A 23,962-nucleotide genomic window follows, 5' to 3' on the forward strand; every position below is an offset into this window, starting at 1 on the left:
TATGGCGGTCATCGGCATAGATACGAACCCGCTCCAATCGCAAACCAAAGAGCCCGGCTGGCTGCGCCGATCGGGCCGCGTTGTCTCGGACATTTTCCACACGCCGCTTGGCGGCATCGGCATCACCCTCGTCGTCCTGATCCTTGTCGTCGCGGTCTTCGCCCAATGGATCGCGCCCTACAATCCGACTGCAATCAGCGTCAAGGAACGCCTCGCCGGTCCGTCCTTCGCCCACCTTCTCGGCACCGATCAATTGGGACGCGACCTCTTCTCACGGGTCATCGTCGGCACGCAAACGGCTATGATGGTTGCGATATCGGCGCTTTCCATCGCCCTTGTCGCCGCGTTGCCGCTCGGGCTCATCGCCGGCTATGGACCACGCTGGCTCGACGCCGCGCTGATCCTCGTCTTCGACAGTCTGAGTTCGCTGCCGATGATCATGCTCGGGCTTGCCATCGTCGTTCTTCTCGGGCCCGGCATCCCGACCGTCATCCTCGTAATCGTGCTATATTCCGTTCCGAGCTATGCGCGCCTCGTGCGCACGCAGACGCTGAGCCTCAAGTCGCGCGATTTCATCAAGGCGGAGCAGGCCATGAATGCCTCGACGCCGCGCATCCTGTTCAATCATCTCCTGCCGAATGTCATCGGGCCGCTGCTCATTCTCGCTTGCCTCGATATTTCCACTGTCATCACGCTGGAGGCAGGGCTCTCGTTCCTCGGTCTTGGCGTCAAGCCGCAGGTGCCAAGCTGGGGCAACATCCTGAGCGATGGGTTCTCGGTCATACGCTCGACCGCGCTCCCGGTCATTGCCGGCGGCGCACCGCTTATCCTCGCGACGATCGGCTTCACCTTCTTTGGCGAGGCGCTGCGCGATGCGCTTGATCCGAAGCTTGCCCGGGAGCGCAAGCCATGACCCCTGGCCCTGCAACCGCAACGCCCGTCAACCCGGCGCCCGTGCTCGAGCTTGCCGATGTCTCAATCAGCTACAGCGGCATCGTACCTGCCGTCGTCGGCGTCGATCTCAAGGTCATGCCCGGTGAAATCGTCGGCATCATCGGCGAAAGCGGCTCTGGCAAGTCGACGCTGGCGCATTCGGTCCTTGGCCTCCTGCCAGACTCCGCCCAGATCTCCGGTAAGACACTTTCATTGAACGGCATCGACATGCTTGGCGCGCCGGAACAAGCCATGCGCCAGTTGCGCGGCCCGGCGGCGGCGATGATATTCCAGAATCCGATGACGACCTTCAGCCCCATGCATAAGCTCGGTCGCCAGCTCATGGATCTGCTCTGGCGCGAGCGCGGCCTTTCAAATCAGGAAAAACGCCAGAAGATTCTGAAGGCCTTGCAGGATGTCGGCCTTCCTGACCCGGCCGCGCGGCTTGAAGCCTATCCGTTCCAGCTCTCCGGCGGCATGCTCCAGCGTGTTGCGATTGCCGCGGCGTTGCTCATGCGCCCTTCGCTGCTCGTTGCCGATGAGCCGACCACCGCCCTCGACGTGACCATGGAAGCCCAAATCCTGCATCTCATGCGCGAGATTCGCCGCAACGCCGGCGTTTCCATCCTGATGATTTCTCATCATCTCGGCGTCATTGCCGAAATCTGCGACCGCGTCGCGGTAATGTATGCCGGACGCATCGTCGAAGACGGTCCGGTCGATGTCATTTTCGCCGATCCGCGCCATCCGTACACGAAGGCGCTGTTTGCCTGCGAGCCGGCGCTCATTGAAACTGGGGCGACGCGGCTTCCGGTAATCGGTGGCGAAGTGCCCCGCCCCGTACGGATCGGGTGTGGTTTTGCGGGGCGCTGCCCGCAGGTGCTCGAATGCTGTTGCAACGCGACGCCTCCATGGGTCGCTGTCGGCGCCGGCAACGTCTCCCACTTCTCACGCTGCCATCGGAGTGCGCCATGATGCGGGAGACGGCACTGATCGAGGCCAACAATCTTTCGGTCGCGGTGCCGCGATCATCGCGCTGGTTCCCCTCGAGAAAGCCGGACCTCGATATTCTGGTCGACATTTCGGTTGCCGTAAAACCCGGCGAGATAGTTTGCATGGTCGGCGAGAGCGGCTCAGGCAAGACGACTTTCGGCCGGGCTTTGCTCGGCCTTGTGCGTCCCTCGGCGGGACAGATCGTCTTCGACGGCACGCCTCTATCGGATTTCTCGCCGGCAAGTTTCAAGCGTATCCGGCGCGAGGCTTCACTCTTGTTCCAGGACCCGGTGACTTCGTTCGATCCGCGCCAGCGCATCGCGTCGATCCTCGCCGAACCACGCCGCATCGCCCGCAGCGGAAGCGTGGCGCGATCGGAGATTGAGGAGCTTGCGCGCAAGGCCGGGCTTGTGAGCCCGCTTCTATCGAAATTTCCGCATGCACTGAGCGGCGGCCAGGCAAGGCGCGCGGCGGTGGCGCGGGCCCTTTCGGTCGTGCCGCGACTGATCGTTGCCGATGAGCCCACGGCCGGGCTCGACGTTTCGGTTCAGGGCGGCGTCCTCAACCTCTTCCTCGACATTCGCGAAGAATTTCGCACGTCATTTCTTATCATCACGCACAACCTTTCCATCGCCCGCCACGTCTCGGACCGCATCGTCATTCTCTATCTCGGTCGCGTGCTTGAAAGCGGGCCGGCCCGCGAGATCTTTCGCGCCCCGCGCCATCCCTATACCCGCGCACTGCTCGACTCGGAGCCGATACCCAACCCGGCGAAGCGGCGCGAAGCGCCCCCGGTGATCGGCGAGGTGCCTGGTCTCGCGGCACGTCCAAGCGGCTGCGAATTTCACACCCGCTGTGCCTTCGCGCAGGATCGCTGCCGCCATGAACGGCCGCTCCAGACGGCAATATCGGCAGAGCACGAAGTGGCTTGCCACTATCCGCTGACGCCGCGGCTGACCGTCGTCGGTCCGCCGCCACAACGCCTGCCGAAGACCGCAAACAGATAAAATCAAGCATAACAAAAGAGGGATCAGAACAATGCATGCAATTTCGCTCAATCGCAGACACTTCCTTCTCGGCGCCGCGGCGGGCATGTCCGCCCTCGCCATGCGGCCGGGTCTTTCCTATGCCGTGGAGGGTGACACGCTCGTCGTACGCGGCGCCTCGGACATCGAAGTTCTCGACCCGGCTTTCCAGAACGGGCTGCTCGAGGAGGAGATCGGCCGTTGCCTCTTCGTCTCGCTCAATCGCCTTGATGATGTGCGCTCAGGCGCGGCGAACTGGACGCTGTATGGCGCAAGCGAACTCAACCAGAAGTCCCCGACCGAAATCGAGTTCAAGCTCAACGACTGGCTGGAATGGACCGGCGATTTCGGTCCGGTGACGGCGGAAGACGTCAAGTTCTCGTTCAAACGCGTCGCCAATCCTGAAAACAAATCCGCCTGGGCCTACGCCTTCGATGCACTGGACAAGGTGGAGGTGACAGGCGAGCGGTCGGGCATCATTCATCTGAAGGCGCCGTCAGCGCCGTTCTTCGTTACGACATTGCCCTATTACATGGGCCATATCGTCTGCAAGAAGGCTGTCGAGGCGGCAGGCGGCAAGTTCACCACCGAAGCTCCTGCCACCGCCGGTCCTTACATCATCGAGAAATGGGTACCGAAACAGAATATCACGCTCGCGCCCAACCCGAAGTGGAAAGGGCCTGCTCCGACATTCCCGAAGGTGCGCTTCGAGATCGTGACGGACGACGACTCTGCCGCCCTCGCCTATGAATCGAAGTCGCTGCAATACACGAAGATCAGCCTCAATACGCTCGCCAACTATCGCGAAAAGCTTCCGGCCGATACGGAACTCATCGAGATGAACGGCAACCGCTTCGTCTGGCTCGCGATCAATCTCGGCAACCCGAAGTTTGCCGACGAAAAGGTTCGGCGCGCCCTGCAATATGCCCTCGACGTCAACCAGATCATGGATGGTTCCTATTCCGGGCTAGCGGCCCCGGCGACGGGTGTCGTGCCGCCTTCGATGATAGGCCATCGGGAGGCGATCCTCTTCCCGGCCGACGCCGCCAAGGCGCAGGCGCTGCTCGAAGAAGCCGGCGTTTCTGACCTGAAGATCGAGCTCGCGGCGCAAAACGACAAGACCAGCCAGCTGACGTGCCAGATTATCCAGGCGGTGTTCGGTGCCGTGGGCGTTACCGTCGACATCAAGACCTATGATGACGGCGTCTACTGGACACTCGGCGACAAGAGTTCGGGCGATACCTACAAGACGCTCGAGATGGTGCTGATGAGTTTTGCCGGCGGCGTCGATCCATCCGAGAACCTTACCTGGTTCCGCCCGTCGCAGATCGGCGTCTACAACTGGTCGCAGTTCGACAGCCCGGAGTTCGAACAGCTTTACCTCGACGGCATGAAGGAAACCGACAAGGACAAGCGCTCCGTCATCTACAAGAAGATGCAGGACATCATGGAGCAATCCGGCGGCTTCATCTTCCTCACGCACGAGACGTTTGCTGCGGTCGTGCGCAAGGGGTTGAAGCCCTACATCATGGCTGACGGCTATCTCGACGTAACGCGGTTCGGCAAGAGCTGATCCCCCAGGGTTCGGGGCAACCCGGCATGAAAAGGAGGCCATCATGGCCCGGAGCATGTTGAACAGGCGCGAGCGCCGCCTTGCGAGCGCGGGGTCGGTGCGCCAGATGCCGTTTGGCGGTGTCACCAACCGCTATCCGCCGATTGCGATCATGAGCACGGACGAGATCGAAGCGATCCACCGCGCTTCATTGCGGCTTCTGTCGGAGACCGGGATCGAGATCCTGCATGACGAAAGCCGCACGCTTCTCAAAGCGGCGGGAGCGGACATCGATATGTCCAATCTGCGGGTGCGGTTCGATCCGGCGATGGTGGAGGAAAAAATACGGACCGTACCTTCCAGCTTTACGCTGCAGGCGCGCAATCCGGCACACAATCTGACCGTCGGCGATGGCAGCCTGATCTTTGCCGCGACCGGCGGTCCGGCCTTCGTCCACGATACCGACCGGGGCCGGCGCGCCGGCAATTATGCGGATATGTGCGATTATATCCGGGTCGTCCAGCAACTGAATGTGATCCATCAGGAGGGCGGATGTCCGTGCGAGCCGACCGATCTGCCACCTGATTCGCGCCATCTCGATTTCTATCTTGCCGCGATCCGGCTCACCGACAAGAACTGGCAGTGCTGGGCGCTTGGCGGCTACCGCGTCGAGGATGCGATCGAAATGCTCTGCATCACGCTCGGCCAGACGCGCGAGGAACTGCGGGCAAAGCCGGCGGCGCTCACCGTCGTCAACTCCAACTCGCCATTGCGGCTCGATATTCCAATGGGCGAGGGCCTCTGCGCCATGGCCCGCGCCGGCCAGCCGGTGGCGCTCACACCTTTCACCCTTTCGGGTGCCATGAGTCCAGTGACGATCGCCGGCGCCCTGACCCAGCAAAATGCCGAAGCCCTTGCCCTGATGACCTTGTCGCAGGTCGTCGCACCAGGCGCGCCCGTGCTTTACGGCGGTTTCACCTCCAATGTCGACATGCGCACCGGTTCACCGGCGTTCGGTACGCCGGAATATGCCAAGGCGCAAATTGCGTCTGGCCAGCTGGCGCGGCGCTACAACGTGCCCTTCCGCTCATCGAATGTGACGGCCTCAAATCTGGTGGACGTACAGGCCGCCTATGAGAGCGGGATGTCACTATGGAGTACGATCATGGGCGGAGTAAGCCTGATCGAACACGCCGCCGGATGGCTCGAAGGCGGGCTGACGGCTTCGTTCGAGAAGCTCATTCTCGATGCTGAAATGCTGCAGATGATGCGCAGCTTCCTCGATCCTATTCTCGTCGATGAGGACAGTCTTGCGGTCGATGCCATCAGCGAGGTTGGACCCGGTGGTCACTTCTTCGGCACGGGCCATACGCTCGCGCGCTTCGAGAACGCGTTCTACGAGCCGATGCTCTCGGACTGGCGCAATTTCGAGAACTGGTCGGAAAGCGGGGGGCGCAGCGGCACGGACCGCGCCAATGCGATCTGGAAAGACCTTTTGCGCACCTATGAGCAGCCGCCGCTCGACCCCGGCGTCGATGAAGCGCTGGAAGCCTATGTGGCAAGGCGCAAGGAGGAAATCCACGCCGGCAAGTTTTGACCGTCGCGAGCCGATAGTAGCGAACAGGTCGCATCGATGTGGCCTGTTCGGCTTTTGATTTCCTGTATATAGTCCGGACAAGTCTTGTGGGATCGATGCCGGCTGTCATCACGCCAGCCGCAAACCTTTCCGCGGGCGTGATCGAAGCGACCTCTCATAAACCGGATTGGCCCGCATGACCGTCAATCGCACGCCGAGAAAAAAGACCCACCATACAAGCAAGCGTCCACCCTTCGAGCGGATCGCCCTGCTCCTCCAGGGCGGCGGCGCGCTCGGCTCCTATCAGGCCGGCGTCTACCAGGCGCTCGCCGAATCGGACCTTCACCCCGACTGGGTTGCCGGCATTTCGATTGGCGCCATCAATTCGGCTCTCATTGCCGGCAATGCGCCCGAGCGGCGCGTCGATGCGCTACGCAAATTCTGGGAAGCGGTCACCGAGCCGCCGCTTGGCGTCGCGTCACTGGCTTCGGCCTGGCTCGGCAAGCTTGCTGCAAGGGGCGACATGGCCCATGGCTTCGTCAACCAGGCACAGGCCTTTGTCACCATGGTGGGCGGCGCGCCGGGCTTTTTCATCCCGCGGCCGCTGCCACCCTTCATCTCGCCAGCTGGCAGCATGGAGGCCGAGAGCTTCTATGATGTCGCGCCACTCAAGGCAACGCTGGAAGAGCTGGTCGATTTCGACCGGATCAATGAAGGGGGAACACGCTTCAGCGTCGGTGCGGTCAATGTTCGCTCGGGAAACTTCGAATATTTCGACAGCACGACCCACCACATCACGCCCGACCATATCATGGCGAGCGGCGCGCTGCCGCCGGGCTTCCCGGCGACGCGGATCGAAGGGGAATATTATTGGGATGGCGGGCTGATCTCCAACACGCCCCTGCAATGGGTGCTTGAGAGCTATCCGCGCAAGGATACATTGGCTTTCCAGGTTGACCTCTGGAGCGCACGCGGTGAAATCCCGCGCGACCTTGTAGGCATAGAGCTGCGCCAGAAGGAAATACGCTTTTCGAGCCGTACCCGCGCCGCCACGGACCAGTTCAAGCGGGCCCAGCGCCTACGTCGGGCGCTCAAGCATCTGCTCAAGATGGTGCCCAAGGAAACGCTGGCCGCGGCCGATGACGAGACCAAGCTTCTGATCGAGCAGGCCGATGAAACCGTCTACAACATCGTGCAACTGATCTATCGCGCACGATCCTATGAGGGAACTTCCAAGGACTATGAATTTTCCCGCCTGACGATGGAGGAGCACTGGGCTTCGGGGTACAATGACGCGGTTCGTACGCTGCGGCATCCCGAAGTGCTGGAACGCCCCGATACGCCGGACGGTGTCGCCACGTTTGACTTAGCCTAGACTATCAAACCCGTCTCCCAACGAGCAGCGAGCACACCCATGAATATCGAAGATGTCCGCGCCAAAGCCTTCGCCATGCCGCTCAACGATCCGGCATATCCTAAGCCGCCTTACAAATTCTACAACCGGGAGTTTGTTGTTATCAATTACAGGACCGATCCCGACGCCTTGCGCGCCGTGGTGCCCGAACCGCTTGAAGTCATCGGCGATACTGTCGCCTATGAATTTATCCGCATGCCGGACTCGACCGGCTTCGGCGACTACACGGAAACCGGCCAGGTCATTCCTGTTCGTTTCAGAACTCCTTCCGGCGAGGTGCAGGAAGGCGGCTATGTTCACGCCATGTATCTCGACGACAACTCGCCGATTGCCGGCGGGCGCGAGATATGGGGTTTTCCGAAAAAGCTTGCATCGCCAAAGCTCAGCCATGAACAAGAGACAATCGTCGGCACGCTGCACTATGGCAGCGTCCTCTGCGTCACGGCAACGATGGGCTACAAACACAGGGAGCTCGATCTCGAGCCCTTAAGGAAGGCGCTCACAAAACCGGCCTTCATGATCAAGATCATTCCGCATGTCGATTGCACGCCGCGCATTTGCGAACTGGTGCGCTACTATTTCGAGGACGTGACCTTGAAAGGCGCATGGTCTGGCCCGGCTGCCCTGCAGCTCTACGAACACGCGATGTGCGACGTCGCCCGGCTTCCGGTGCGCGAAGTGATCTCGGCGAGCCACTACGTTGCCGACCTGACCCTTGGCCTTGGCGAAGTCGTTTTCGATTATCTGAAACAGGATTGATTTCCGAACAGCAAAGAGGTGGAGCATGTCTCGCTTTACAGGAAGAGTTGCGATCATAACGGGCGCTGCAAGCGGCATCGGCAAGGAGATCGCGCTGCGCTTTGCCGCTGAGGGCGGCACTCCGGTGATTGCCGATCTCAACATTGACGCCGCCAACGCCGCCGCCGATGAGTTCAAGGCAGATGGCGGTGACGCTTTTGCCGTGGCAATGAATGTGACCGACGAAGCGGAAGTGGAAAAGGGCGTTGCCGACGTCATCGCCAAATATGGCAAGATCGACATCCTCGTCAGCAATGCCGGCATCCAGATCGTCAAGCCGATTGTCGATTTTCCATTTGCCGACTGGAAGAAGCTGCTGTCGATCCATCTCGACGGCGCTTTCCTGACGACAAGAGCCTGTCTCAAGCACATGTACGCAGCCAATTATGGCCGGGTCATCTACATGGGTTCCGTCCATTCCAAGGAAGCCTCCAAACTCAAGGCGCCTTACGTCACGGCCAAACACGGCCTTATCGGTCTTGCCAAGGTGGTGGCCAAGGAGGGTGCCGAGCACAATGTCAGTGCCAATGTCGTATGCCCCGGTTTCGTGCGCACGCCGCTGGTCGAGAAGCAGATACCCGAACAGGCCAAGGAACTCGGCATAACCGAGGAGCAAGTCATCAAGAATGTCATGCTGAAGGATACGGTCGACGGCGAATTTACGACCACCGACGACGTGGCGGACGCCGTACTTTACTTTGCCGGCTCCAGGACAAATGCGTTGACCGGACAATCGCTGGTCGTGAGCCACGGCTGGTTCATGCAATAGATCGGATAAGTGGGGTCTTTCCAGTTCATGGGGAAGACTCCCCGCGGTCTACTCCTCCTGGCAGGTCGTGCTGCTGCCATTGCGCGTCAGTTTCGCTTCCCTGCCCTTGGTCCAGAACTCGGTATTTTCATCGGCATAGCGCCCGCCGTCGGCGGAGAGCGCCTGCGGCAGGGTATAGGTATCGCCGCTTCCGGCGAAGACGAGATCGACCGTGCCGAAGCCATCGCCCGGTGGCGTAAAGCTGGCGGTCAGGCGGGAGCCGTCGGCACACTTGTATTTCACGTCCTTTGCAAGCGCCGCTACCGGCACGAACGCCAGAGCAAGCCCGCAAATCCCGAAGATCAACCTTGAATTCATTCCGCTATACCCCTCGGCTAGATGTCAGGCGAGCTATCCGCCGTTGCCGTTGTCGATCAACGCCAGCGTGTTTTTATCAGGTACACCGTCGCACCAATAGTCAAGGGCCCGTTGGTAGGGACTGTCGGTCACGGGCGCTGCCAGCGAAAACAATGTCATGCTCGAGCGAAACTTTATGTCGTCGGGCGAACCGAATATCCCATGCAAGGTCGTCCCGCGGATAGCGAGGACGGTGTTGGTGCATTCTGCGAGCCGGCCGCCCAGGAGGGGGTGGTCGAGATAGGAGCGCGCCTCATCAAGCGAAGCGATGCCATAGAATTTCGCAGTCGATGAGCGGCCAAGTGCGCGCAATTGCGGGAAGATGAACCACATCCAGTGGCTCTGCTTGAGTCCCGCGCGCAATTCAAGCAGCACCTGCTGATAGACGGGGGCCTGCGCTGTCACAAATCGCGCGAGGTTGAAGGGATCCTCCGGCGGCATATGGACCTCCTCCGTGTTGCTCAAGCCATCTTGACTGGAATAATGTAAGGTGCAGCGGCAACGATGTATACATTGGGGGAATGCTTATGGATGCCACGTCGTCGCCTGTCATCGTATCAATCGTCAATACGCTGGAGACGGCGCTGACGCCGGTCTTCCTGCTTGCCGGCACCGCGGGCTTCCTCAATGCCTTTGTCTCCCGCCTCGCCCGTCTCTCCGATCGCGTCAATCAGATCTCGGACTTGATCGGCACCGACCACGAGCTCAGTACAGCACGGCTGACACAACTCAGTTACCTGCGCTTCCGCACGCTCGCGCTGGAAATCGCCGTGGTGTTTGGCACTCTCGCGGGCGTGTTGACCTGCCTTGCGATTGTATCGCTGCTCGGCGGTGCCATCGGCCGCTCGGGCTTTCGCGAACACGTGCTGTACTGGCTTTTTGCCGGAGCCGTCTTCGCCCTGGTCGGCGCGCTAATCGCATTCCTGTTCGAAATTCTGACAGCAAGCCAAAGCATGTTGCGCCAGATAGCCCGCGACCAGCGCCAGCGCAGATAGGAGAACGCATCGCTGAGCCCATCCACTATCACGCGAAGGTGGAATAGGCCTCCTCGCGGCTGAGCAGATTGGCGTCGCGCGCCAAACGCCACCGGCCATCGCTTTCCTTGCGCAGGATGGTCAGCGTATAGCCAGAACGATGGACGGTGGCACCGTCGGCGGGCGTAACTTCCAGCCTGATATAGTTACGCAAGTATGCCCATTCGCCCAGCACATTGACTTCCTGAATGTGATAGGCGCCGTCCATGCGAACCTGCTTCATCGATTTCATCGTCGCAGCAAATGCCGCTTTGCCAAAGGGCTTTTGCCCGGAGACCATGAAGATAACATCGTCGGTCATGAGATCGAGAATCGTCGCGCTATCGCCAGATTTGCTTGCGGAAAACCAGGTTTCCACGAGGGTGCGAATCGCCTGCTCGTCGTCGCTCATCTGTCTCTCCCAGTCCACGTTAGCTCGGTCCTAAGAAATTATAGCGAGACGGCGATTAATTGAAGGGGCCCCGACATGCGTGCACACTCAAACGGCTGATTGACCCCAGCAGGGGCCCGGTTTCCCATACCCCCTGAATATTTGCCTGGCCGGGCCTCTTTCATTCTTTTCGAGGTAGTGGAGATGGAACCGGATGATCCCACTCCGCCAAGGGCGGAGTACGAACCCTACCTTACGCCGGTGCTTCCCTACGTCATCGTCTTCATCATAACAACGACGCTCGTCATCTCCGCAGGTTGGATGCTTCGCCCGTAGGGTGTGCCGGCTGCAAATCCATTGTGTCGATTTCCGTGTTTGATAGTTGCAGTAAAAAGCCCCGTCGCGAGAACGGGGCTTTTCTATTTTCATGCCTTATGGACCGACTGGATTAGCAATCAGTGACCGCCATTGCCGTGGCCGCCACCACCGCTGTTGCCGCCGCGGCCATTGTTGTCGCCGCGGCCGTTGTCACTCTTGCCGTTATCGCCTTTGCCGCGATCGTCTTTATCCTTATCGTTCTTATCGTTCTTATCGTTCTTGTCGTGGTTGTCCTTGTCCTTGTCGCCCTTGTGGTCACGATCATCGCCCTTGTGACCCTTGTCGTCACCCTTGTGGTCTTTGTCGCCCCAGCCGCCTTTGTCTCCTCGGTCGCCCTTATGACCACGATCGCCATGGTCGCCCTTATCGCCCTTGCCGTGACCGTGCTTGCCGCCGTGTTCGCCCGGTCCGCAATTGCCTGGATCGCCGCCATTGTCGCCGCCGGTACCACCGGTTCCGCCAGTACCGCCAGTGCCACCGTCACCGCCCGTGCCACCCGTGCCACCCGTGCCTCCCGTACCACCAGTGCCGCCGGTTCCGCCCGTACCACCAGTGCCGCCCGTTCCGCCGGTTCCGCCCGTACCATTAGTGCCGCCCGTTCCGCCCGTACCGCCAGTGCCGCCCGTTCCGCCAGTGCTGCCCGTTCCGTCAGTACCGCCAGTACCGCCTGTTCCGCCGGCGCCAGCGCCACCAGTTCCGCCAGTACCAGCACCGCCGGTGCCACCTGTTCCACCGGTACCGCTCGGGCTACCACCCGTACCGCCACCATTATTGCTTGCCGAATTGGTACCGCCGGACGTGCCTGAACCGCCCTTGCCCGCGCCGCCCTTTGAACGACCGCTGCGGCTATTGTCCGATACGTTGCCATTGTCATGGGTCCAGCTCGATGGCTGGCTGATGGCCGCCGTGGTCATGGGCGGGCACATGTCAAGTTGCTGCTTGCTGAGGATTGACCGTTTATTCAAGGCATAGCAGCAAAGCCCAACATTACCGTCGTTGAGCTGCCTGCACTGTGCGGCGCTCGCAAACAATGCGCGCCGGCCCTCAGCATAGCTTGGCGCCGTCTGAAGGAGAGTTGAAACCAGACCCAAGGTTGAAATCGTCATAACGGCGAATAAAACGCTGCGTCTGCTCTGGTTTTTATTGTTGTTTGTTATACGCATGTGACATTTCCCCAAGTGTTATTGTTATTAAGCAACTCCACACATCAGGGTAATGTTGTTATCTATCACCTAGCCATTGATGGCTTTATTGCTTGCCAAATATGTAAACTTAAGGTTGTGGTATTGATACATAACAATGCTGCTTATAAACGATGTAAAAAGATTGATGCAAAACGGGGGGTTATACCGTATTATCTAACCCGGGAGTAAGCGCCGGGTAATGAGGCGTCCTGTGTTCCAGTACATACTTTCGTAACCATAAATAAGTACGTTTAAGAAAAAGACGGCGTCAAAGTCGCGACGATCAGTGCGTAACGCCGTGTTAACCGTTGATTCACAAATTCAGGATCTTAGACACGATTTTACCGCCCTGACGCGCCAATTCGTCCCTGCCGATCTTTGGGAGAACACAGCATGTTGCGCATATTTTCGCTCGTGATCCTGTCCGCAGGCTGGTGCCTGGGGGTCTTTGCTTCAATACCCGCCCGTGCCGACGGGACCGAAATGGAGCTCAAGGGCAAGGGATTTGGTCCGCCTGCCTTCCAATCGTTCTGCAATCATTATGCGAGCCTTTGCAACACGCGCTCAGGCGCCAAGGTGGTGCAACTTACAGGTGAAAAGCGTAAGCAGTTGCAAGCCGTCAACATGAGCGTCAACTCCTCGATCCGACAACAGAGCGACATGCAGACGAACGGCGTCGACGACGTCTGGACGATCCCGACCAAGGCGGGTGATTGCGAGGATTTCGCCATCCTGAAGAAGCGCGAGCTGATGCGGCGCGGTTGGCCCGCGGCCTCGTTGCTGCTGACCGTCGCGCGGCTGCCATTCAGCAATGAAGGCCATGTCGTCCTGACAGCACGCACCTCCGACGGCGATCTTATTCTCGACAGCCGCAGCAATTCAGTGCGTGACTGGTCAAGCACGTCCTATCGCTACTATGCGCGCCAGTCGCAGACATCGGCAGGCTGGGAACGTATTGGGAGAGCAATTCCTGTGACGACCACCGCCAAGGTCAAACTCGACTACACCACCACCGCCAGCATCAAATAGCAGGGCCGGGTGCGGATTGAAGGATCTGCACCCCGTTGATCTTGTAGCCGCCATCCGGTTGCTTCACCAGTTGGTAGATGGCGGTCCAATCCTTGCCGTCCGGGCCAGTGATCAATACTTCCTGTATGACCTGGTCACCCTCGATCCTACTGCGTCCAAACGCGAAGTTTCCCGGCCGGAAAACCGGCTGGTAAGCCCGCTTCACCATATCGAAGAAGAGGTTCTGGTTGAGGAACTTCTCCTGGATCGTGGGTGACGCAAACGAATAGGCGGTAGCGGCATCGTTGCTGAGGAAGGCGGCGATCTGGTTCCTGATGATGAGCTGCGCCGAATCGACGGGTTCCTCCGCGCGCAGCGGTCCGCCCAGGACAAGAGCAGCGCATAAAGCCGCGCTAAAGCCGAATGCCCTGATCATCATGGTCTCCTCCTTACATCCCAGTGCCACTTGAAGTAGATGCGCGTATCGCTCCCGCTGCAGGGTCTTGCTATTTGTTGCCGCCGAGGGCGCCAACTGCGATTGCTATTTGCGGCGCAGTGGTGAAAAACTACGCCCACAATCACGCTCTTGCAATGAGAGGCGCGCCAGGCTCCCGGCGCGAACTTGTTTCTCCATGCCCACCCGCACAAAGCCCCTTCACAGATCATGACTGACAATCGCCCGGCCTCGGGCCAAAGCGTGACGGAATCGCGTTATTGGCGGCAGAACCTCGTTGTCTGCCTGCTTGGCTCGTTCACCACCATCGTTGCAATGACGCTCATCCTGCCGTTTCTGCCGCTCTATGTCGAAGAGCTCGGTGTGAGCGACCACGCGGCGATCGTGCAATGGTCCGGCATCGCCTATGGCGCGACGTTCTTCACCGCCGCCCTTGTTGCGCCGCTGTGGGGCCGGCTCGCCGATCTCTATGGACGCAAGCTGATGCTCATCCGTGCCAGCCTCGGCATGGCGATCGCGATGTCGCTGATCGGGATGGCGACAAACATCTGGATGCTTGTGTTCCTGCGCTTGCTCACGGGTCTGCTCGGCGGCTATGCCTCGGGCTCGACAGTCCTGGTTGCGACGCAAACACCAAAGGCGCGCACCGCCTGGGCACTCGGGACGCTTTCCGCCGGCATCATGGCAGGCAATCTCGTCGGTCCGCTCATCGGCGGCGCGCTGCCGCCGCTTATCGGCATTCGCCAGACTTTCTGGCTGGCTGGCGGGGTGATTTTCATTACCTTCCTCGCCACAAGCTTCTTCATCAAGGAAGAGTGGCGGCCGCCCAAGGCCCGGTCAGAAAAACGGTCAGGCGGATGGAGTACCATTCCCGACAAGCGGCCGGTTGTCGTGATGCTGCTTGCCGGCATGCTGCTGATGCTCGCCAATATGTCGATCGAACCGATCATCACCGTCTACGTGGCGCAGCTGGTCGCCGATCCGGCCAAGATCACGCTCGTTGCCGGCGTCGTCATGTCGGCGGCGGCGCTTGGCAGCATCCTGTCCGCATCCAAGCTCGGCAAACTGGCTGACCGGGTGGGCCATTGGAACATCATCGTCGGGGCGCTCGGCGTATCAGCGCTGCTTCTCGTTCCCCAAGCCTTCGTAACCGAGAGCTGGCAGTTGATCGTGCTGCGGTTCCTGATGGGGCTTTCCCTGGGCGGATTGTTGCCGTGCATCACCGCGGTGATCCGCCACAATGTCCCCGATAATGCGGCCGGCAGCATACTTGGCTATGCCACCTCCTCGCAATATGTCGGACAGGTTGTGGGACCACTGGCTGGTGGCTTCGTCGGCGGTCACATCGGCATGCGCGCGGTATTCCTCGGCACGAGTTTGCTCCTCGCCGGTGCGGCCGTCTATGGCTGGTTGGTACGCCCCAAAGAACGGTGATACGCTCGCCGAAGTACCGAGTGATTCGTAAGCGATGACGATCACGAAAAATTCGCCAGATTGTCATGGAACCAGACTGACTCCCGACGCATTACCGTGGTCAGTTTAGCCTGCAACTTGTTGCAACTAGACTGTCCTACATTCCATGGAGGAAGTAATGAACGACAAGCGGTTTCCCATCCCCGTCATGATCACAGTTGGAGCGGCCGGACAACGCGCCGTGTCCACGGTATGGGAAGCGATAGAATGCCTTCGAACGTACTGGCCCACGAAAAAGGGACCAAGTTACAGGCGGGCATTGCAAGCCTGCCTCGACGCACTCGACGGCTGGAAGCCTGCGCACAAGGCGCGGCATGCCTTCATCAGCGCCGCGCGTGAAGCCGGCGTTTTCCTCGACCCACATTTGCATTGATAAGGCGTTCGAGCCAACATATGCGGGCGGCATCGGCCGCCCGACTCCCGTTCAGCGAATATCTGCCCGCGCCCGCGGACGCCTTTCATTCATTTCATGGCTGAAGATCGCCGGCGGCAATGGTGTGCGCTGCCGGATAATGTCTGAACCCTTCTCGCCCATCATGATCGTCGGCGCATTGGTATTGCACGAGGGAACACGCGGCATCACCGAACTGTCGCACACGCGCAGCCCCTCGATGCCGCGGACTTTCAGTTCGAGATCGACCACAGCCATATTGTCCGAACCCATCTTGCAGGTGCCGACAGGGTGGTGGTCGGTCTTCGCATTGGCGCAACCATATTCAAAGAGTTCCTCGTCGGAATTATACCTCGGCCCCGGCAGGCGTTCCGCCATCACATAGGGTTTAAGTGCCGCCTGGCTCATGATCTCGCGGGCGATCTTCAGGCCTTCGATCGACATTTTCCGGTCATGCGGATCGCTCCAGTAATTGGGGTCGATCAGGGGAGCGGCATTCGGATCGGAAGATTGCAACCGCACCGTCCCGCGCGAACGGGGATGAAGATAGGCTGAGTTCAAGGTGACGCCGGCGTTCTTGAGCCGCTCGACGCCAGCTTCGATACCCGAGCCCAGTCCGAGATGGAACTGGATGTCCGGAGAGCGCGCATCGGGATCCGCATACCAGAAGCCGCCCGTTTCAAACAGGCTCGACGCAACCGGACCGGTACGGAACAGCACGTACTGGATGCCCGCCCACAGTGTTCGGTGCAGCTTGGCCACGCCATCATAGGTATGGTCGCCCGTGCATTCGCAAATGACGAAAAGGTCAAGGTGGTCCTGCATGTTCTCGCCGACGCCGGGCAGATCATGCGTTACCGGCACGCCTACGCTCTTCAGATGATCGGCCGGGCCGATGCCGGACTGGAGGAGCAGCTTCGGCGATCCGATTGCACCCGAACTGACGAGAACCTCGCGTTCGGCGCGGATTGTCTCGCGCGCATTGCCCTTGATGATCTCTACGCCGACCGCCCGCCCCTTCTCGACAAGGATCCGGGACACCTGCGCGCCCAAGCGGATTGTGAGGTTCTTGCGCTCGCTGATTGGAGCGAGATAGGCCATCGACGCCGACGAGCGGCGGCGATTGCGCTGCGTCAATTGGTAGAACCCGACGCCCGCTTGCTGCTGGCCGTTGAAATCGTGGTTGTATGGAATGCCGAGTTCCTGTCCTGCCCGGATATAGGCATCGCAGATCGGCAGGGTGGCCGCGGGCATTGAGACGCCGAGCGGCCCGCCATAGGCATGATAATCGTCGGCGTAGCGCTGATTGTCCTCGGCGCGCTTGAAATAAGGCAGAACGTCGCGATAACTCCACCCGGCACAACCATCATCCCGTGCCCACAGGTCGTAGTCGGTTGCATTTCCCCGCGTATAAAGCTGGGCATTGATGCTTGATCCGCCACCAATGACTTTTGCTTGCGTATAACGCAAGACGCGGTTGTTCATGTGCTTCTGTGGCACCGTCGACCAGCCCCAGCTGGCGACACCCTTGGTCATCTTGGCGAAGCCGGCTGGCATATGGAAAAGCGGGTTCCAGTCCCCGCCCCCGGCTTCGAGCAGCAGTACCGAAACGTCCGGATCTTCGCTCAGGCGATTGGCGAGAACGCAGCCTGCGGGTCCGGCGCCGGTTATGATGTAATCATAGGTCATTCTAGAGCCTGCTTATCGAAAGGGCGCCATCGGCATTGATGATCGAGCCCGTGGCAAAGTTGAAATCGCCGCTGGCAAGAGCGGCCACGATACGGCCGAGATCGTCCGGCTCGCCCCAGCGCTTCATCGGAACAAGGCCCTCGGCAATAAGCTTGTCGTATTTTGCAGCGGCAACGGCGGTCATGTCGGAACGGATGATCCCGGGCCGCACATCGAAAACGCTGATTCCCTGATCGGCAAGACGCACCGCGAGCCCCTGCGTGAAGGACGCGAGCGCCGCCTTCGTCAGGCAATAGTCGAGACGTTCGGGCGATGTCATCTCTGCGGAAACCGAGGTAACGTTGATGATCGTGCGCGATGTGGCGCTTTCCTGTTGCGCCAGCATGACGCGCAAGGCGACTTGCGTGAAGAAAACGGTGCCGCGCAGATTGACGGAGACGATGGCGTCGAAATTAGCCGGCTCAAGGTCGAGGAAGTCACCCCGAACCTTCGAACCGATCCCGGCATTGTTGACGAGACAGTCGATGCGGCCATGGGTGTCGAGCACGCCCTCAATCGTCGCGGCATGGCCGGCGAGATCGGCAATGTCGGCCGTGTGAAACGAGACTTTGGCGCCGAGTCCGGCCAGTGTTGCGACCGCCGCCTCAGCCGTTTCGTCATTGGCAATATCAGTGATGGCGAGATCGAAACCCTTGCCCGCCAGCGCCCTGGCGATGCCAAGGCCGATCCCACGGCGCGCTCCGGTGACGAGTGCAACCGGCTTCATGACAAATCCTTTCGGACGATATGATCTGCGACGCGCAGGGCCTGGGCCGCGATTGTGAGCGCCGGGTTGACCGCTGCCGACGTCGGCAGGAACGCGGCATCGACAACGAACAGGTTAGGGTGGTCAAAGGCACGGCAATAAATATCGAGCGGCGCGGTCGCGGGGTCGCTACCTATTCGGACGGTGCCACACTGATGCGACGGCGTCTTGCGGTCGAAGGCCTTTGAAATCACAAGCGGGAAGCCGGCCGCGCGCAGGGTGGACTTGATCCGGGCCACCAGCCTCAAATGGGCCGGCCAGTTGCTGCGGATCCACTCGAGAATGATCTTGTCGCCATCAATGCGCACCCGGCTTTCGGGCTTTGGGACATCCTCGCTCATGGCAAGGAAATCCACCGTATGCGCGCAGAATCGATCAAGCCCCCATTCCGGCACCATCCGAAGATCGGGTTTCAAAACCGCGCCGCTGATCCGCCCGAGCAACTGGACATTGCCGAGCGGCGCGCCGCCATCGCCATCGGACAGATAGAAATCGTTGAAGCCGAATGTCTTCTGGTAGACGCTGTCATTTCTGAAGCGCGGATCGAACCCGATGACGGCCGAAAGGTTGTGGTTCATAAAGTTGCGGCCAACCTGATCCGAGCGATTGGCGAGCCCGGCAGGATTGGCAGCGTCGGCCGAGCGCAAGAGGAGCACGGCGGACTGGACCGCTCCGGCCGAGAGCACGACGAGCTTCGGTCGCGCGATATGCCTTGCGCCATTCTGCTCGTAATGCACCGCTGCGATTGACTTGCCATCCGCCGCGGTCTCGAGGCGAGTGACCCGCGCATTCGTTTCGAGCCGGACATTCTCGTGTTTCACGGCGGCGGCGAGAGCGGTCGTTTCCGCATCCATCTTGCCGTTGAAGCTGTTCGGATGGGCATCCCAAGGCGTTTTGCCGTGCTTCAGCCAGGTATCGATGTCGACGCCCAATGGCAGGGATGCCGGATGAACGCCAACCTTCTTCAACCGGGAGCGAAGCGCGGCGATGGGCGCTTCGTCTGGCACGGGTGGGAAGTTGTAGGGTACTGAATGAAACGGCTCGGTCGGGTCTTCGCCGAGTGTTCCTCTCACCTGAAACAATTGTTCGGCCTTGCTGTACCAGGGCTCGAGTTCCTCGTAAGCAAAAGGCCATGCTGGCGAGACACCTTCGAGATGCTGCATCTCCGTGAAATCCTGGGCGCGGTAACGCGTCAGCACCGCTCCATAGAACTTCGAATTGCCACCGACATTATAGTAATTGCCCGGGTTGAAGGGTTTGCCGGACTCGTCGTACCAGCTTTCCTTCGGCCGAAAGAAACCACGCTGGAAGATGGCGCGCGGATCGCGGTTCTCGGGCCGGTCCGCCAGATGATCGCCCGCTTCCAGGATAGTGATCCTTGCTCCCGAACCGGCGAGCCCGGCGGCGATCGTGGCGCCGCCGATGCCTGAGCCGATGATAATGATATCTGCGGCCGCGTTCGGTGTGGGGTTGGTGGTCATGACGCGGGTCGATCAGGCCCCGATGCGCAATTGCGATTGCGGATCGAAGAAAACCGCCTTGTCGAGATTGAAAGCGAGCGCCGTTCTCGTGCCGGCGGATATTGGCGCATCCGCACGCAGGCGCGCGACGACCTCCTTGCCGCCGAGCTTGGTGACCGCGAAAGTGTCGGAGCCTGCAGGCTCAACCACTTCGATGAAGCATTCGCCTTCGACGAGTGAACCCGCGTTACGATCCGCGCCATCAGGATCGGTCAACGCTTCCGGGCGGATGCCGAAAATCACATCCTTGCCCGTGAACGCAACGAGGGCGCTATTGGTCTTGATCGGCAGGCGCAACGGTTCCATGTCGGGGCGCTCGAGCACGACCGCGAGATCGTTGGCTCCGCCTTCGATCTTGGCCTTGAGCAGGTTCATGGCCGGTGAGCCCATGAAGTCGGCGACGAAGATGTTGGTTGGATTGTTGTAGATTTCCGCCGGTGTGCCGAACTGCTGCAATACGCCGTCTTTCAGGACCGCGATTTTTGTTGCCAGCGTCATCGCCTCGATCTGGTCGTGGGTCACATAGACGATCGTCGTCTTCATGCGCTGGTGCAGGCGCTTGATCTCGGTACGCATATCGACGCGCAGCTTGGCATCGAGGTTGGAGAGCGGCTCGTCGAAGAGGAACACCTGCGGATTGCGCACGAGCGCACGGCCCATTGCCACGCGCTGGCGTTGCCCGCCGGAAAGCTGGCTCGGCTTGCGGTTGAGCAGATGCCCGATCTGCAGCATGTCGGCGACCTGCTTGATGGCCTTTTCTCGCTCCTCCTTGGCGATGCCACGAATTTCCATGCCGAAGGCGATGTTTCCGGCCACGGTCATATTCGGGTAGAGCGCATAGGACTGGAACACCATCGCGATGTCGCGCTTGGAGGGGTGCAGTCCGCTGATCGACTTGCCCTTGATCGAGATGTCGCCTGACGTGATCGGTTCCAGCCCGGCAATGGTATTGAGCAGGGTCGACTTGCCGCATCCGGAGGGTCCGACGAGGACGAGGAAGCCGCCTTCATCGATCTCGATATTGATGTCCTTCAGGATCGGCACGTTGCCGTAGGACTTATGCAGGTCTTGGATCTTGAGAAATGACATTGATTTTATCCCTTCACGGCGCCGGACATGAGGCCGCGGACGAAATACCGCCCGGAAACGATGTAGACGATGAGAGTTGGCAGAGCGGCGAGAATGGCGCCGGCGAAATGCACGTTGTATTCCTTCACGCCCGTCGACGAGTTGACGAGGTTGTTGAGCGCAACCGTCATGGGCGTACTGCTGAAGCCGGAGAACGATGCGCCGAAAAGGAAGTCGTTCCAGATATTGGTGAACTGCCAGATCACAGATACGACGATGATCGGCCCAGACGACGGCAGGAGAATACGCCAGAAAATCTGGAAGAAGTTCGCGCCATCGATCTGCGCCGCGCGCACCAGTTCGGTCGGAAATGCCTCGTAGTAGTTACGGAAATAGAGCGTCGTGAAGCCGAGGCCATAGACGATATGGACGAGGATCAACCCCTGGATGGTTCCGGCCATGCCGAGAAAACCGAGGACACGCGCCATCGGTATGAGCACGATCTGAAACGGGATGAAACAGCCGAGCAGCAGCATGCCGAACATGACGTTCGAACCGCGGAAGCGCCATTTCGTCAGGACATAGCCGTTCAGCGCGCCGATGACTGTCGATATGGCGACTGCGGGAATAACCATCAGGATCGAGTTGATGAAATAGGGGCGCAGACCCGTCGGCTGCACGCCGATCTGCGCGGTCGACCAGGCCGAGAGCCAGGGCTGGATCGTCCATTCGTGCGGCGGCGACAGCATGCCGCCCTGACGAATTTCATCGAGCGTCTTCAGCGAGTTCACCACCATTACGTAGAGTGGCAGCAGGTAGTAGAACGCGAAAACCAGAAGGGCGATATAGATGACGACGCGGGTGAGTTTGCCGCTGTTGATCACATTGTCGGGGCTTGGAGCGCTCATTTGTTGCCTCCCCTGATTTCGGAATAAAGGTAGGGGATGATGATCGCGAAGATCGTGATCAGCATGATGATGGCCGACGAGGCGCCAATGCCCATGGAATTGCGGGTGAACGTATAGGAATACATGAACGTCGCCGGCAATTCGGTAGCCTGGCCAGGCCCGCCGCCGGTCAGGGCGATGACCAGATCGTATGCCTTGATCGCAAGATGCGCGAGAACGACGAAGGCAGAAAGAAACACGGGCCGCATCAGTGGAATAATGATGCGCCGGTAGATCATGCCGGTCGATGCGCCGTCGATCTGAGCCGCCTTGATGATCTCATTGTCGACGCCGCGCAAGCCGGCGAGAAACATGGCCATGACGAAGCCGGAGGATTGCCAGACCGCAGCGATAACGACCGTATAGATCGCCATCTTCGAGTCCTTGATCCAGTTGAACTGAAAGCTTTCCCAGCCCCACTGGTGCATGGTGTTTTCAAGACCGATGCCGGGATCGAGAAACCATTTCCAGGCGACGCCGGTGACGATGAACGACAGCGCCATGGGATAGAGATAGATGGGACGCAGGACACCTTCGATGCGGATCTTCTGGTCGAGAAGGATGGCGAGACCCAGGCCGAGTACCGTGCAGATGACGATGTAGAGCGAGGCAAATATGCCAAGGTTGGTAATAGCCCGCCACCAATGCGGCAGCGCCCACAGCTTGCGGTAATTTTCAAAGCCGACAAATCCATAGGACGGCAACATCTTGCTGTCCGTGAACGACAGAATGCCGGTATAGATGATAAAGCCATAGACGAAGATCAGGACGATCAAAAAGCTCGGTCCGAGAACCAGCTTGGGTATAAGGTCCTGTATGCGGCTGCGGGTATCCATAGCCTCACCTCTTAAATCAATATCGTTTTATATCGTTGCCGCGACGGGGCGGAGAATTCTATCCGGGGCATGTGTGCCCCGGATAGAGGACTAAGCTTATTTCGCAGCGTCAACGGCGGAAACGAGTTCCTTCACCGCGTCTTCGGAGCTCAGTTCACCGTTGAATTCACGTGTGACGACGTCATAGATCGCGTTCTTCACGGCAGCAGGAACCGCATAGCCATGGGCCATGGAGCCGTAGAGCGTGCCGCCCTTGCTGGCTTCGGCAAGATCCTTGATGGCCTTCTTGCCGCAAGCGTCAAAAGCGGTATCCGGAACGTCCGTGCGAGCCGGAGCCGAACCCTTGACCACGTTGAACGCCGACTGGAAGCTCGGGCTCTCGATGGCCGATGCCATTACCAGCTGGTTCTTGTGGTCAGCATCGCTCTTCTTGAAGAAGAGGAACTGGTCGGAGTTGAAGGTTACCGACCCCTGGGTGCCCGGGAAGCGCATGCAGACGAAGTCCACGCCGGGCTCCTTCTTTGCCTTCACGAATTCACCCTTGGCCCAGTCACCCATGAACTGCATGCCGGCCTTGCCTTCGATAACCATGGTCGAAGCAAGGTTCCAGTCGCGACCGGAGAAATTGTCGTCGACATAGCTGCGCAACTTGGTCATGCGGTCGAATGCTTCCTTCATCTTGTCGCCGCCCAAGGCCTTGGGGTCGAGATCGATGAATGCCGCCTTGTAGAAGTCATTGCCGAGGGAAAGAACGACGGCATCAAAGATGGTCGCATCCTGCCAGGGCTGGCCGCCATGGGCAATCGGCGTGATGCCCTGTTCCTTGAACTTGTCGAGCAGAGCGATCAGCTCGTCCCAGTTGGCAGGTTCCTTGCCGCCAGCCTTGTCAAGGGCCGCCTTGTTGATCCATACCCAGTTGGTCGAGTGAACATTGACCGGCGCGGCGATCCAGTGGCCGTCATACTTGGAGAACTTCTGCAGTGCCTCGGGAATGACGTCGCCCCACTTTTCCTTGTCGGCGACTTCATCGACATTGGTCAGTGCGCCCTGCTTTGCCCAGTCGGTAATGTCGAAACCGAGCGACTGCACCGACGTCGGCGGATTGCCGGCGGTAACACGGGCGCGCAGCACGGTCATGGCTTCTGAACCGCCACCACCGGCGACGGGCATGTCAGACCAGGTGATGCCCTTGGTCTCGAGATCCTTCTTCAGGACTTCGAGCGCCGTTGCTTCACCGCCGGAAGTCCACCAATGCAGAACCTCGACGTTTTCAGCAGCGCGGGCCGCCGTTGCAGTCCCGAGCAGCATCGCTGCGGCGGCGACCGTATTCATCCACTTTTTCATTTCAG

The 23,962-nt window shown here is 59.8% G+C and carries 25 protein-coding genes; 13 read left to right on the forward strand and 12 right to left on the reverse strand.

The genetic code is table 11. The features are described from left to right. The first annotated feature begins 1 nt into the window (after position 1). The 8 genes from BM074_RS05970 to BM074_RS06005 all read left to right on the forward strand — a co-directional run bounded on the left by BM074_RS05970 (position 2) and on the right by BM074_RS06005 (position 9,060). The gene (locus BM074_RS05970) at positions 2-913 is read left to right on the forward strand and encodes an ABC transporter permease (RefSeq protein ID WP_091920440.1); all 912 of its coding nucleotides are present in this window, start codon (positions 2-4) and stop codon (positions 911-913) included. Next, positions 910-1,908, forward strand: coding sequence for an ABC transporter ATP-binding protein (locus BM074_RS05975; RefSeq protein ID WP_091920442.1), 999 nt, complete (start codon positions 910-912; stop codon positions 1,906-1,908). The genes BM074_RS05970 and BM074_RS05975 overlap by 4 nt, the downstream gene beginning before the upstream one ends. Beyond that, positions 1,905-2,933, forward strand: a complete 1,029-nt coding sequence (locus BM074_RS05980; RefSeq protein ID WP_175498914.1) for an ABC transporter ATP-binding protein — start codon at positions 1,905-1,907, stop codon at positions 2,931-2,933. Before BM074_RS05975 ends, BM074_RS05980 begins: the two co-directional genes overlap by 4 nt. A gap of 31 nt (positions 2,934-2,964) precedes the next feature. Then, a complete protein-coding gene (locus BM074_RS05985) occupies positions 2,965-4,524 on the forward strand; it encodes an ABC transporter substrate-binding protein (RefSeq protein ID WP_091920457.1) in 1,560 nt (519 codons plus the stop codon). A 43-nt stretch (positions 4,525-4,567) separates the two neighbouring features. Beyond that, on the forward strand, positions 4,568-6,100 hold the full coding sequence (locus BM074_RS05990; RefSeq protein WP_091920459.1) for a trimethylamine methyltransferase family protein: 1,533 nt from the start codon (positions 4,568-4,570) through the stop codon (positions 6,098-6,100). A gap of 175 nt (positions 6,101-6,275) precedes the next feature. After that, positions 6,276-7,454, forward strand: coding sequence for a patatin-like phospholipase family protein (locus BM074_RS05995; protein ID WP_027230731.1), 1,179 nt, complete (start codon positions 6,276-6,278; stop codon positions 7,452-7,454). A gap of 39 nt (positions 7,455-7,493) precedes the next feature. Further along, positions 7,494-8,252 (forward strand): acetoacetate decarboxylase, encoded by a 759-nt coding sequence (locus BM074_RS06000; RefSeq protein ID WP_091920461.1) that lies wholly within the window; start codon positions 7,494-7,496, stop codon positions 8,250-8,252. A gap of 25 nt (positions 8,253-8,277) precedes the next feature. Further along, complete coding sequence (locus tag BM074_RS06005) at positions 8,278-9,060, forward strand: 3-hydroxybutyrate dehydrogenase (RefSeq protein ID WP_091920463.1); 783 nt, start codon at positions 8,278-8,280, stop codon at positions 9,058-9,060. Positions 9,061-9,108: 48 nt separating this feature from the next. Here BM074_RS06005 and BM074_RS06010 read toward each other — a convergent pair whose 3' ends face one another. Then, a complete protein-coding gene (locus BM074_RS06010) occupies positions 9,109-9,417 on the reverse strand; it encodes an MliC family protein (protein WP_091920465.1) in 309 nt (102 codons plus the stop codon). A gap of 33 nt (positions 9,418-9,450) precedes the next feature. Then, a complete protein-coding gene (locus tag BM074_RS06015; protein WP_091920467.1) occupies positions 9,451-9,897 on the reverse strand; it encodes a DUF1810 domain-containing protein in 447 nt (148 codons plus the stop codon). Between the two features lie 86 nt (positions 9,898-9,983). Between BM074_RS06015 and BM074_RS06020 the strand changes: the two genes are divergently transcribed. After that, positions 9,984-10,451 (forward strand): DUF2721 domain-containing protein, encoded by a 468-nt coding sequence (locus BM074_RS06020; protein ID WP_091920469.1) that lies wholly within the window; start codon positions 9,984-9,986, stop codon positions 10,449-10,451. A gap of 28 nt (positions 10,452-10,479) precedes the next feature. Here BM074_RS06020 and BM074_RS06025 read toward each other — a convergent pair whose 3' ends face one another. Further along, positions 10,480-10,881, reverse strand: coding sequence for a YybH family protein (locus tag BM074_RS06025; protein ID WP_027230737.1), 402 nt, complete (start codon positions 10,879-10,881; stop codon positions 10,480-10,482). A gap of 183 nt (positions 10,882-11,064) precedes the next feature. Here BM074_RS06025 and BM074_RS23425 point away from each other — a divergent pair, with 183 nt between their 5' ends. Next, entirely contained in the window at positions 11,065-11,196 is a 132-nt protein-coding gene (locus BM074_RS23425) for a hypothetical protein (protein WP_255453086.1), read from the forward strand. Between the two features lie 119 nt (positions 11,197-11,315). On the opposite strand, the gene BM074_RS22975 is transcribed toward BM074_RS23425, so the two are convergent. Next, positions 11,316-12,152 carry a hypothetical protein gene (locus BM074_RS22975; RefSeq protein WP_175498915.1) on the reverse strand — a complete coding sequence of 279 codons (837 nt, stop codon included), beginning with the start codon at positions 12,150-12,152 and terminating at the stop codon, positions 11,316-11,318. Between the two features lie 663 nt (positions 12,153-12,815). On the opposite strand from BM074_RS22975, the gene BM074_RS06040 reads away from it, so the two are divergent. Next, positions 12,816-13,451, forward strand: a complete 636-nt coding sequence (locus tag BM074_RS06040; protein WP_051614678.1) for a transglutaminase-like cysteine peptidase — start codon at positions 12,816-12,818, stop codon at positions 13,449-13,451. Here BM074_RS06040 and BM074_RS06045 read toward each other — a convergent pair. After that, a complete protein-coding gene (locus tag BM074_RS06045; protein ID WP_091921504.1) occupies positions 13,444-13,866 on the reverse strand; it encodes a DUF4864 domain-containing protein in 423 nt (140 codons plus the stop codon). The two genes, BM074_RS06040 and BM074_RS06045, sit on opposite strands and share 8 nt — an antisense overlap. Before the next feature lie 228 nt (positions 13,867-14,094). Between BM074_RS06045 and BM074_RS06050 the strand changes: the two genes are divergently transcribed. Both BM074_RS06050 and BM074_RS06055 read left to right on the forward strand, forming a co-directional pair. Beyond that, positions 14,095-15,318, forward strand: coding sequence for an MFS transporter (locus tag BM074_RS06050; protein WP_091921506.1), 1,224 nt, complete (start codon positions 14,095-14,097; stop codon positions 15,316-15,318). A 157-nt stretch (positions 15,319-15,475) separates the two neighbouring features. Next, positions 15,476-15,730 carry a DUF982 domain-containing protein gene (locus BM074_RS06055; RefSeq protein ID WP_036813520.1) on the forward strand — a complete coding sequence of 85 codons (255 nt, stop codon included), beginning with the start codon at positions 15,476-15,478 and terminating at the stop codon, positions 15,728-15,730. Between the two features lie 51 nt (positions 15,731-15,781). Here BM074_RS06055 and BM074_RS06060 read toward each other — a convergent pair whose 3' ends face one another. The 7 genes from BM074_RS06060 to BM074_RS06090 all read right to left on the reverse strand — a co-directional run bounded on the left by BM074_RS06060 (position 15,782) and on the right by BM074_RS06090 (position 23,957). Then, positions 15,782-17,437, reverse strand: a complete 1,656-nt coding sequence (locus BM074_RS06060; protein ID WP_091920473.1) for a GMC family oxidoreductase — start codon at positions 17,435-17,437, stop codon at positions 15,782-15,784. A gap of 1 nt (position 17,438) precedes the next feature. Continuing rightward, a complete protein-coding gene (locus tag BM074_RS06065) occupies positions 17,439-18,203 on the reverse strand; it encodes a 3-ketoacyl-ACP reductase (RefSeq protein ID WP_091920475.1) in 765 nt (254 codons plus the stop codon). Further along, complete coding sequence (locus BM074_RS06070; RefSeq protein ID WP_091920478.1) at positions 18,200-19,723, reverse strand: GMC oxidoreductase; 1,524 nt, start codon at positions 19,721-19,723, stop codon at positions 18,200-18,202. The genes BM074_RS06065 and BM074_RS06070 overlap by 4 nt, the downstream gene beginning before the upstream one ends. A 12-nt stretch (positions 19,724-19,735) precedes the next feature. Further along, on the reverse strand, positions 19,736-20,851 hold the full coding sequence (locus tag BM074_RS06075) for an ABC transporter ATP-binding protein (protein ID WP_027230744.1): 1,116 nt from the start codon (positions 20,849-20,851) through the stop codon (positions 19,736-19,738). Positions 20,852-20,856: 5 nt separating this feature from the next. Then, entirely contained in the window at positions 20,857-21,738 is an 882-nt protein-coding gene (locus BM074_RS06080; RefSeq protein WP_027230745.1) for a carbohydrate ABC transporter permease, read from the reverse strand. Beyond that, positions 21,735-22,613, reverse strand: a complete 879-nt coding sequence (locus BM074_RS06085; protein ID WP_091920480.1) for a carbohydrate ABC transporter permease — start codon at positions 22,611-22,613, stop codon at positions 21,735-21,737. Before BM074_RS06085 ends, BM074_RS06080 begins: the two co-directional genes overlap by 4 nt. Positions 22,614-22,709: 96 nt before the next feature. After that, the gene (locus BM074_RS06090; protein ID WP_091920482.1) at positions 22,710-23,957 is read right to left on the reverse strand and encodes an ABC transporter substrate-binding protein; all 1,248 of its coding nucleotides are present in this window, start codon (positions 23,955-23,957) and stop codon (positions 22,710-22,712) included. Positions 23,958-23,962 lie beyond the last annotated feature (5 nt).

It is taken from the genome of Phyllobacterium sp. CL33Tsu (assembly GCF_900113985.1).
Taxonomy (GTDB): domain Bacteria; phylum Pseudomonadota; class Alphaproteobacteria; order Rhizobiales; family Rhizobiaceae; genus Phyllobacterium; species Phyllobacterium pellucidum.

Bases quoted from the DNA above. Each gene is read 5' to 3' on its own strand.
- BM074_RS06055 (WP_036813520.1), top strand. From the start codon at position 15,476: ATGAACGACAAGCGGTTTCCCATCCCCGTCATGATCACAGTTGGAGCG.
- BM074_RS23425 (WP_255453086.1), top strand. From the start codon at position 11,065: ATGGAACCGGATGATCCCACTCCGCCAAGGGCGGAGTACGAACCCTAC.
- BM074_RS06005 (WP_091920463.1), top strand. From the start codon at position 8,278: ATGTCTCGCTTTACAGGAAGAGTTGCGATCATAACGGGCGCTGCAAGC.
- BM074_RS05975 (WP_091920442.1), top strand. From the start codon at position 910: ATGACCCCTGGCCCTGCAACCGCAACGCCCGTCAACCCGGCGCCCGTG.
- BM074_RS22975 (WP_175498915.1), bottom strand. From the start codon at position 12,152: ATGACCACGGCGGCCATCAGCCAGCCATCGAGCTGGACCCATGACAAT.
- BM074_RS06010 (WP_091920465.1), bottom strand. From the start codon at position 9,417: ATGAATTCAAGGTTGATCTTCGGGATTTGCGGGCTTGCTCTGGCGTTC.
- BM074_RS05995 (WP_027230731.1), top strand. From the start codon at position 6,276: ATGACCGTCAATCGCACGCCGAGAAAAAAGACCCACCATACAAGCAAG.
- BM074_RS06020 (WP_091920469.1), top strand. From the start codon at position 9,984: ATGGATGCCACGTCGTCGCCTGTCATCGTATCAATCGTCAATACGCTG.
- BM074_RS06065 (WP_091920475.1), bottom strand. From the start codon at position 18,203: ATGAAGCCGGTTGCACTCGTCACCGGAGCGCGCCGTGGGATCGGCCTT.
- BM074_RS06015 (WP_091920467.1), bottom strand. From the start codon at position 9,897: ATGCCGCCGGAGGATCCCTTCAACCTCGCGCGATTTGTGACAGCGCAG.
- BM074_RS05980 (WP_175498914.1), top strand. From the start codon at position 1,905: ATGATGCGGGAGACGGCACTGATCGAGGCCAACAATCTTTCGGTCGCG.
- BM074_RS06025 (WP_027230737.1), bottom strand. From the start codon at position 10,881: ATGAGCGACGACGAGCAGGCGATTCGCACCCTCGTGGAAACCTGGTTT.
- BM074_RS06000 (WP_091920461.1), top strand. From the start codon at position 7,494: ATGAATATCGAAGATGTCCGCGCCAAAGCCTTCGCCATGCCGCTCAAC.
- BM074_RS06090 (WP_091920482.1), bottom strand. From the start codon at position 23,957: ATGAAAAAGTGGATGAATACGGTCGCCGCCGCAGCGATGCTGCTCGGG.
- BM074_RS06080 (WP_027230745.1), bottom strand. From the start codon at position 21,738: ATGAGCGCTCCAAGCCCCGACAATGTGATCAACAGCGGCAAACTCACC.
- BM074_RS05990 (WP_091920459.1), top strand. From the start codon at position 4,568: ATGGCCCGGAGCATGTTGAACAGGCGCGAGCGCCGCCTTGCGAGCGCG.
- BM074_RS06085 (WP_091920480.1), bottom strand. From the start codon at position 22,613: ATGGATACCCGCAGCCGCATACAGGACCTTATACCCAAGCTGGTTCTC.
- BM074_RS05970 (WP_091920440.1), top strand. From the start codon at position 2: ATGGCGGTCATCGGCATAGATACGAACCCGCTCCAATCGCAAACCAAA.
- BM074_RS06075 (WP_027230744.1), bottom strand. From the start codon at position 20,851: ATGTCATTTCTCAAGATCCAAGACCTGCATAAGTCCTACGGCAACGTG.
- BM074_RS06040 (WP_051614678.1), top strand. From the start codon at position 12,816: ATGTTGCGCATATTTTCGCTCGTGATCCTGTCCGCAGGCTGGTGCCTG.
- BM074_RS06060 (WP_091920473.1), bottom strand. From the start codon at position 17,437: ATGACCTATGATTACATCATAACCGGCGCCGGACCCGCAGGCTGCGTT.
- BM074_RS06050 (WP_091921506.1), top strand. From the start codon at position 14,095: ATGACTGACAATCGCCCGGCCTCGGGCCAAAGCGTGACGGAATCGCGT.
- BM074_RS06045 (WP_091921504.1), bottom strand. From the start codon at position 13,866: ATGATCAGGGCATTCGGCTTTAGCGCGGCTTTATGCGCTGCTCTTGTC.
- BM074_RS05985 (WP_091920457.1), top strand. From the start codon at position 2,965: ATGCATGCAATTTCGCTCAATCGCAGACACTTCCTTCTCGGCGCCGCG.
- BM074_RS06070 (WP_091920478.1), bottom strand. From the start codon at position 19,723: ATGACCACCAACCCCACACCGAACGCGGCCGCAGATATCATTATCATC.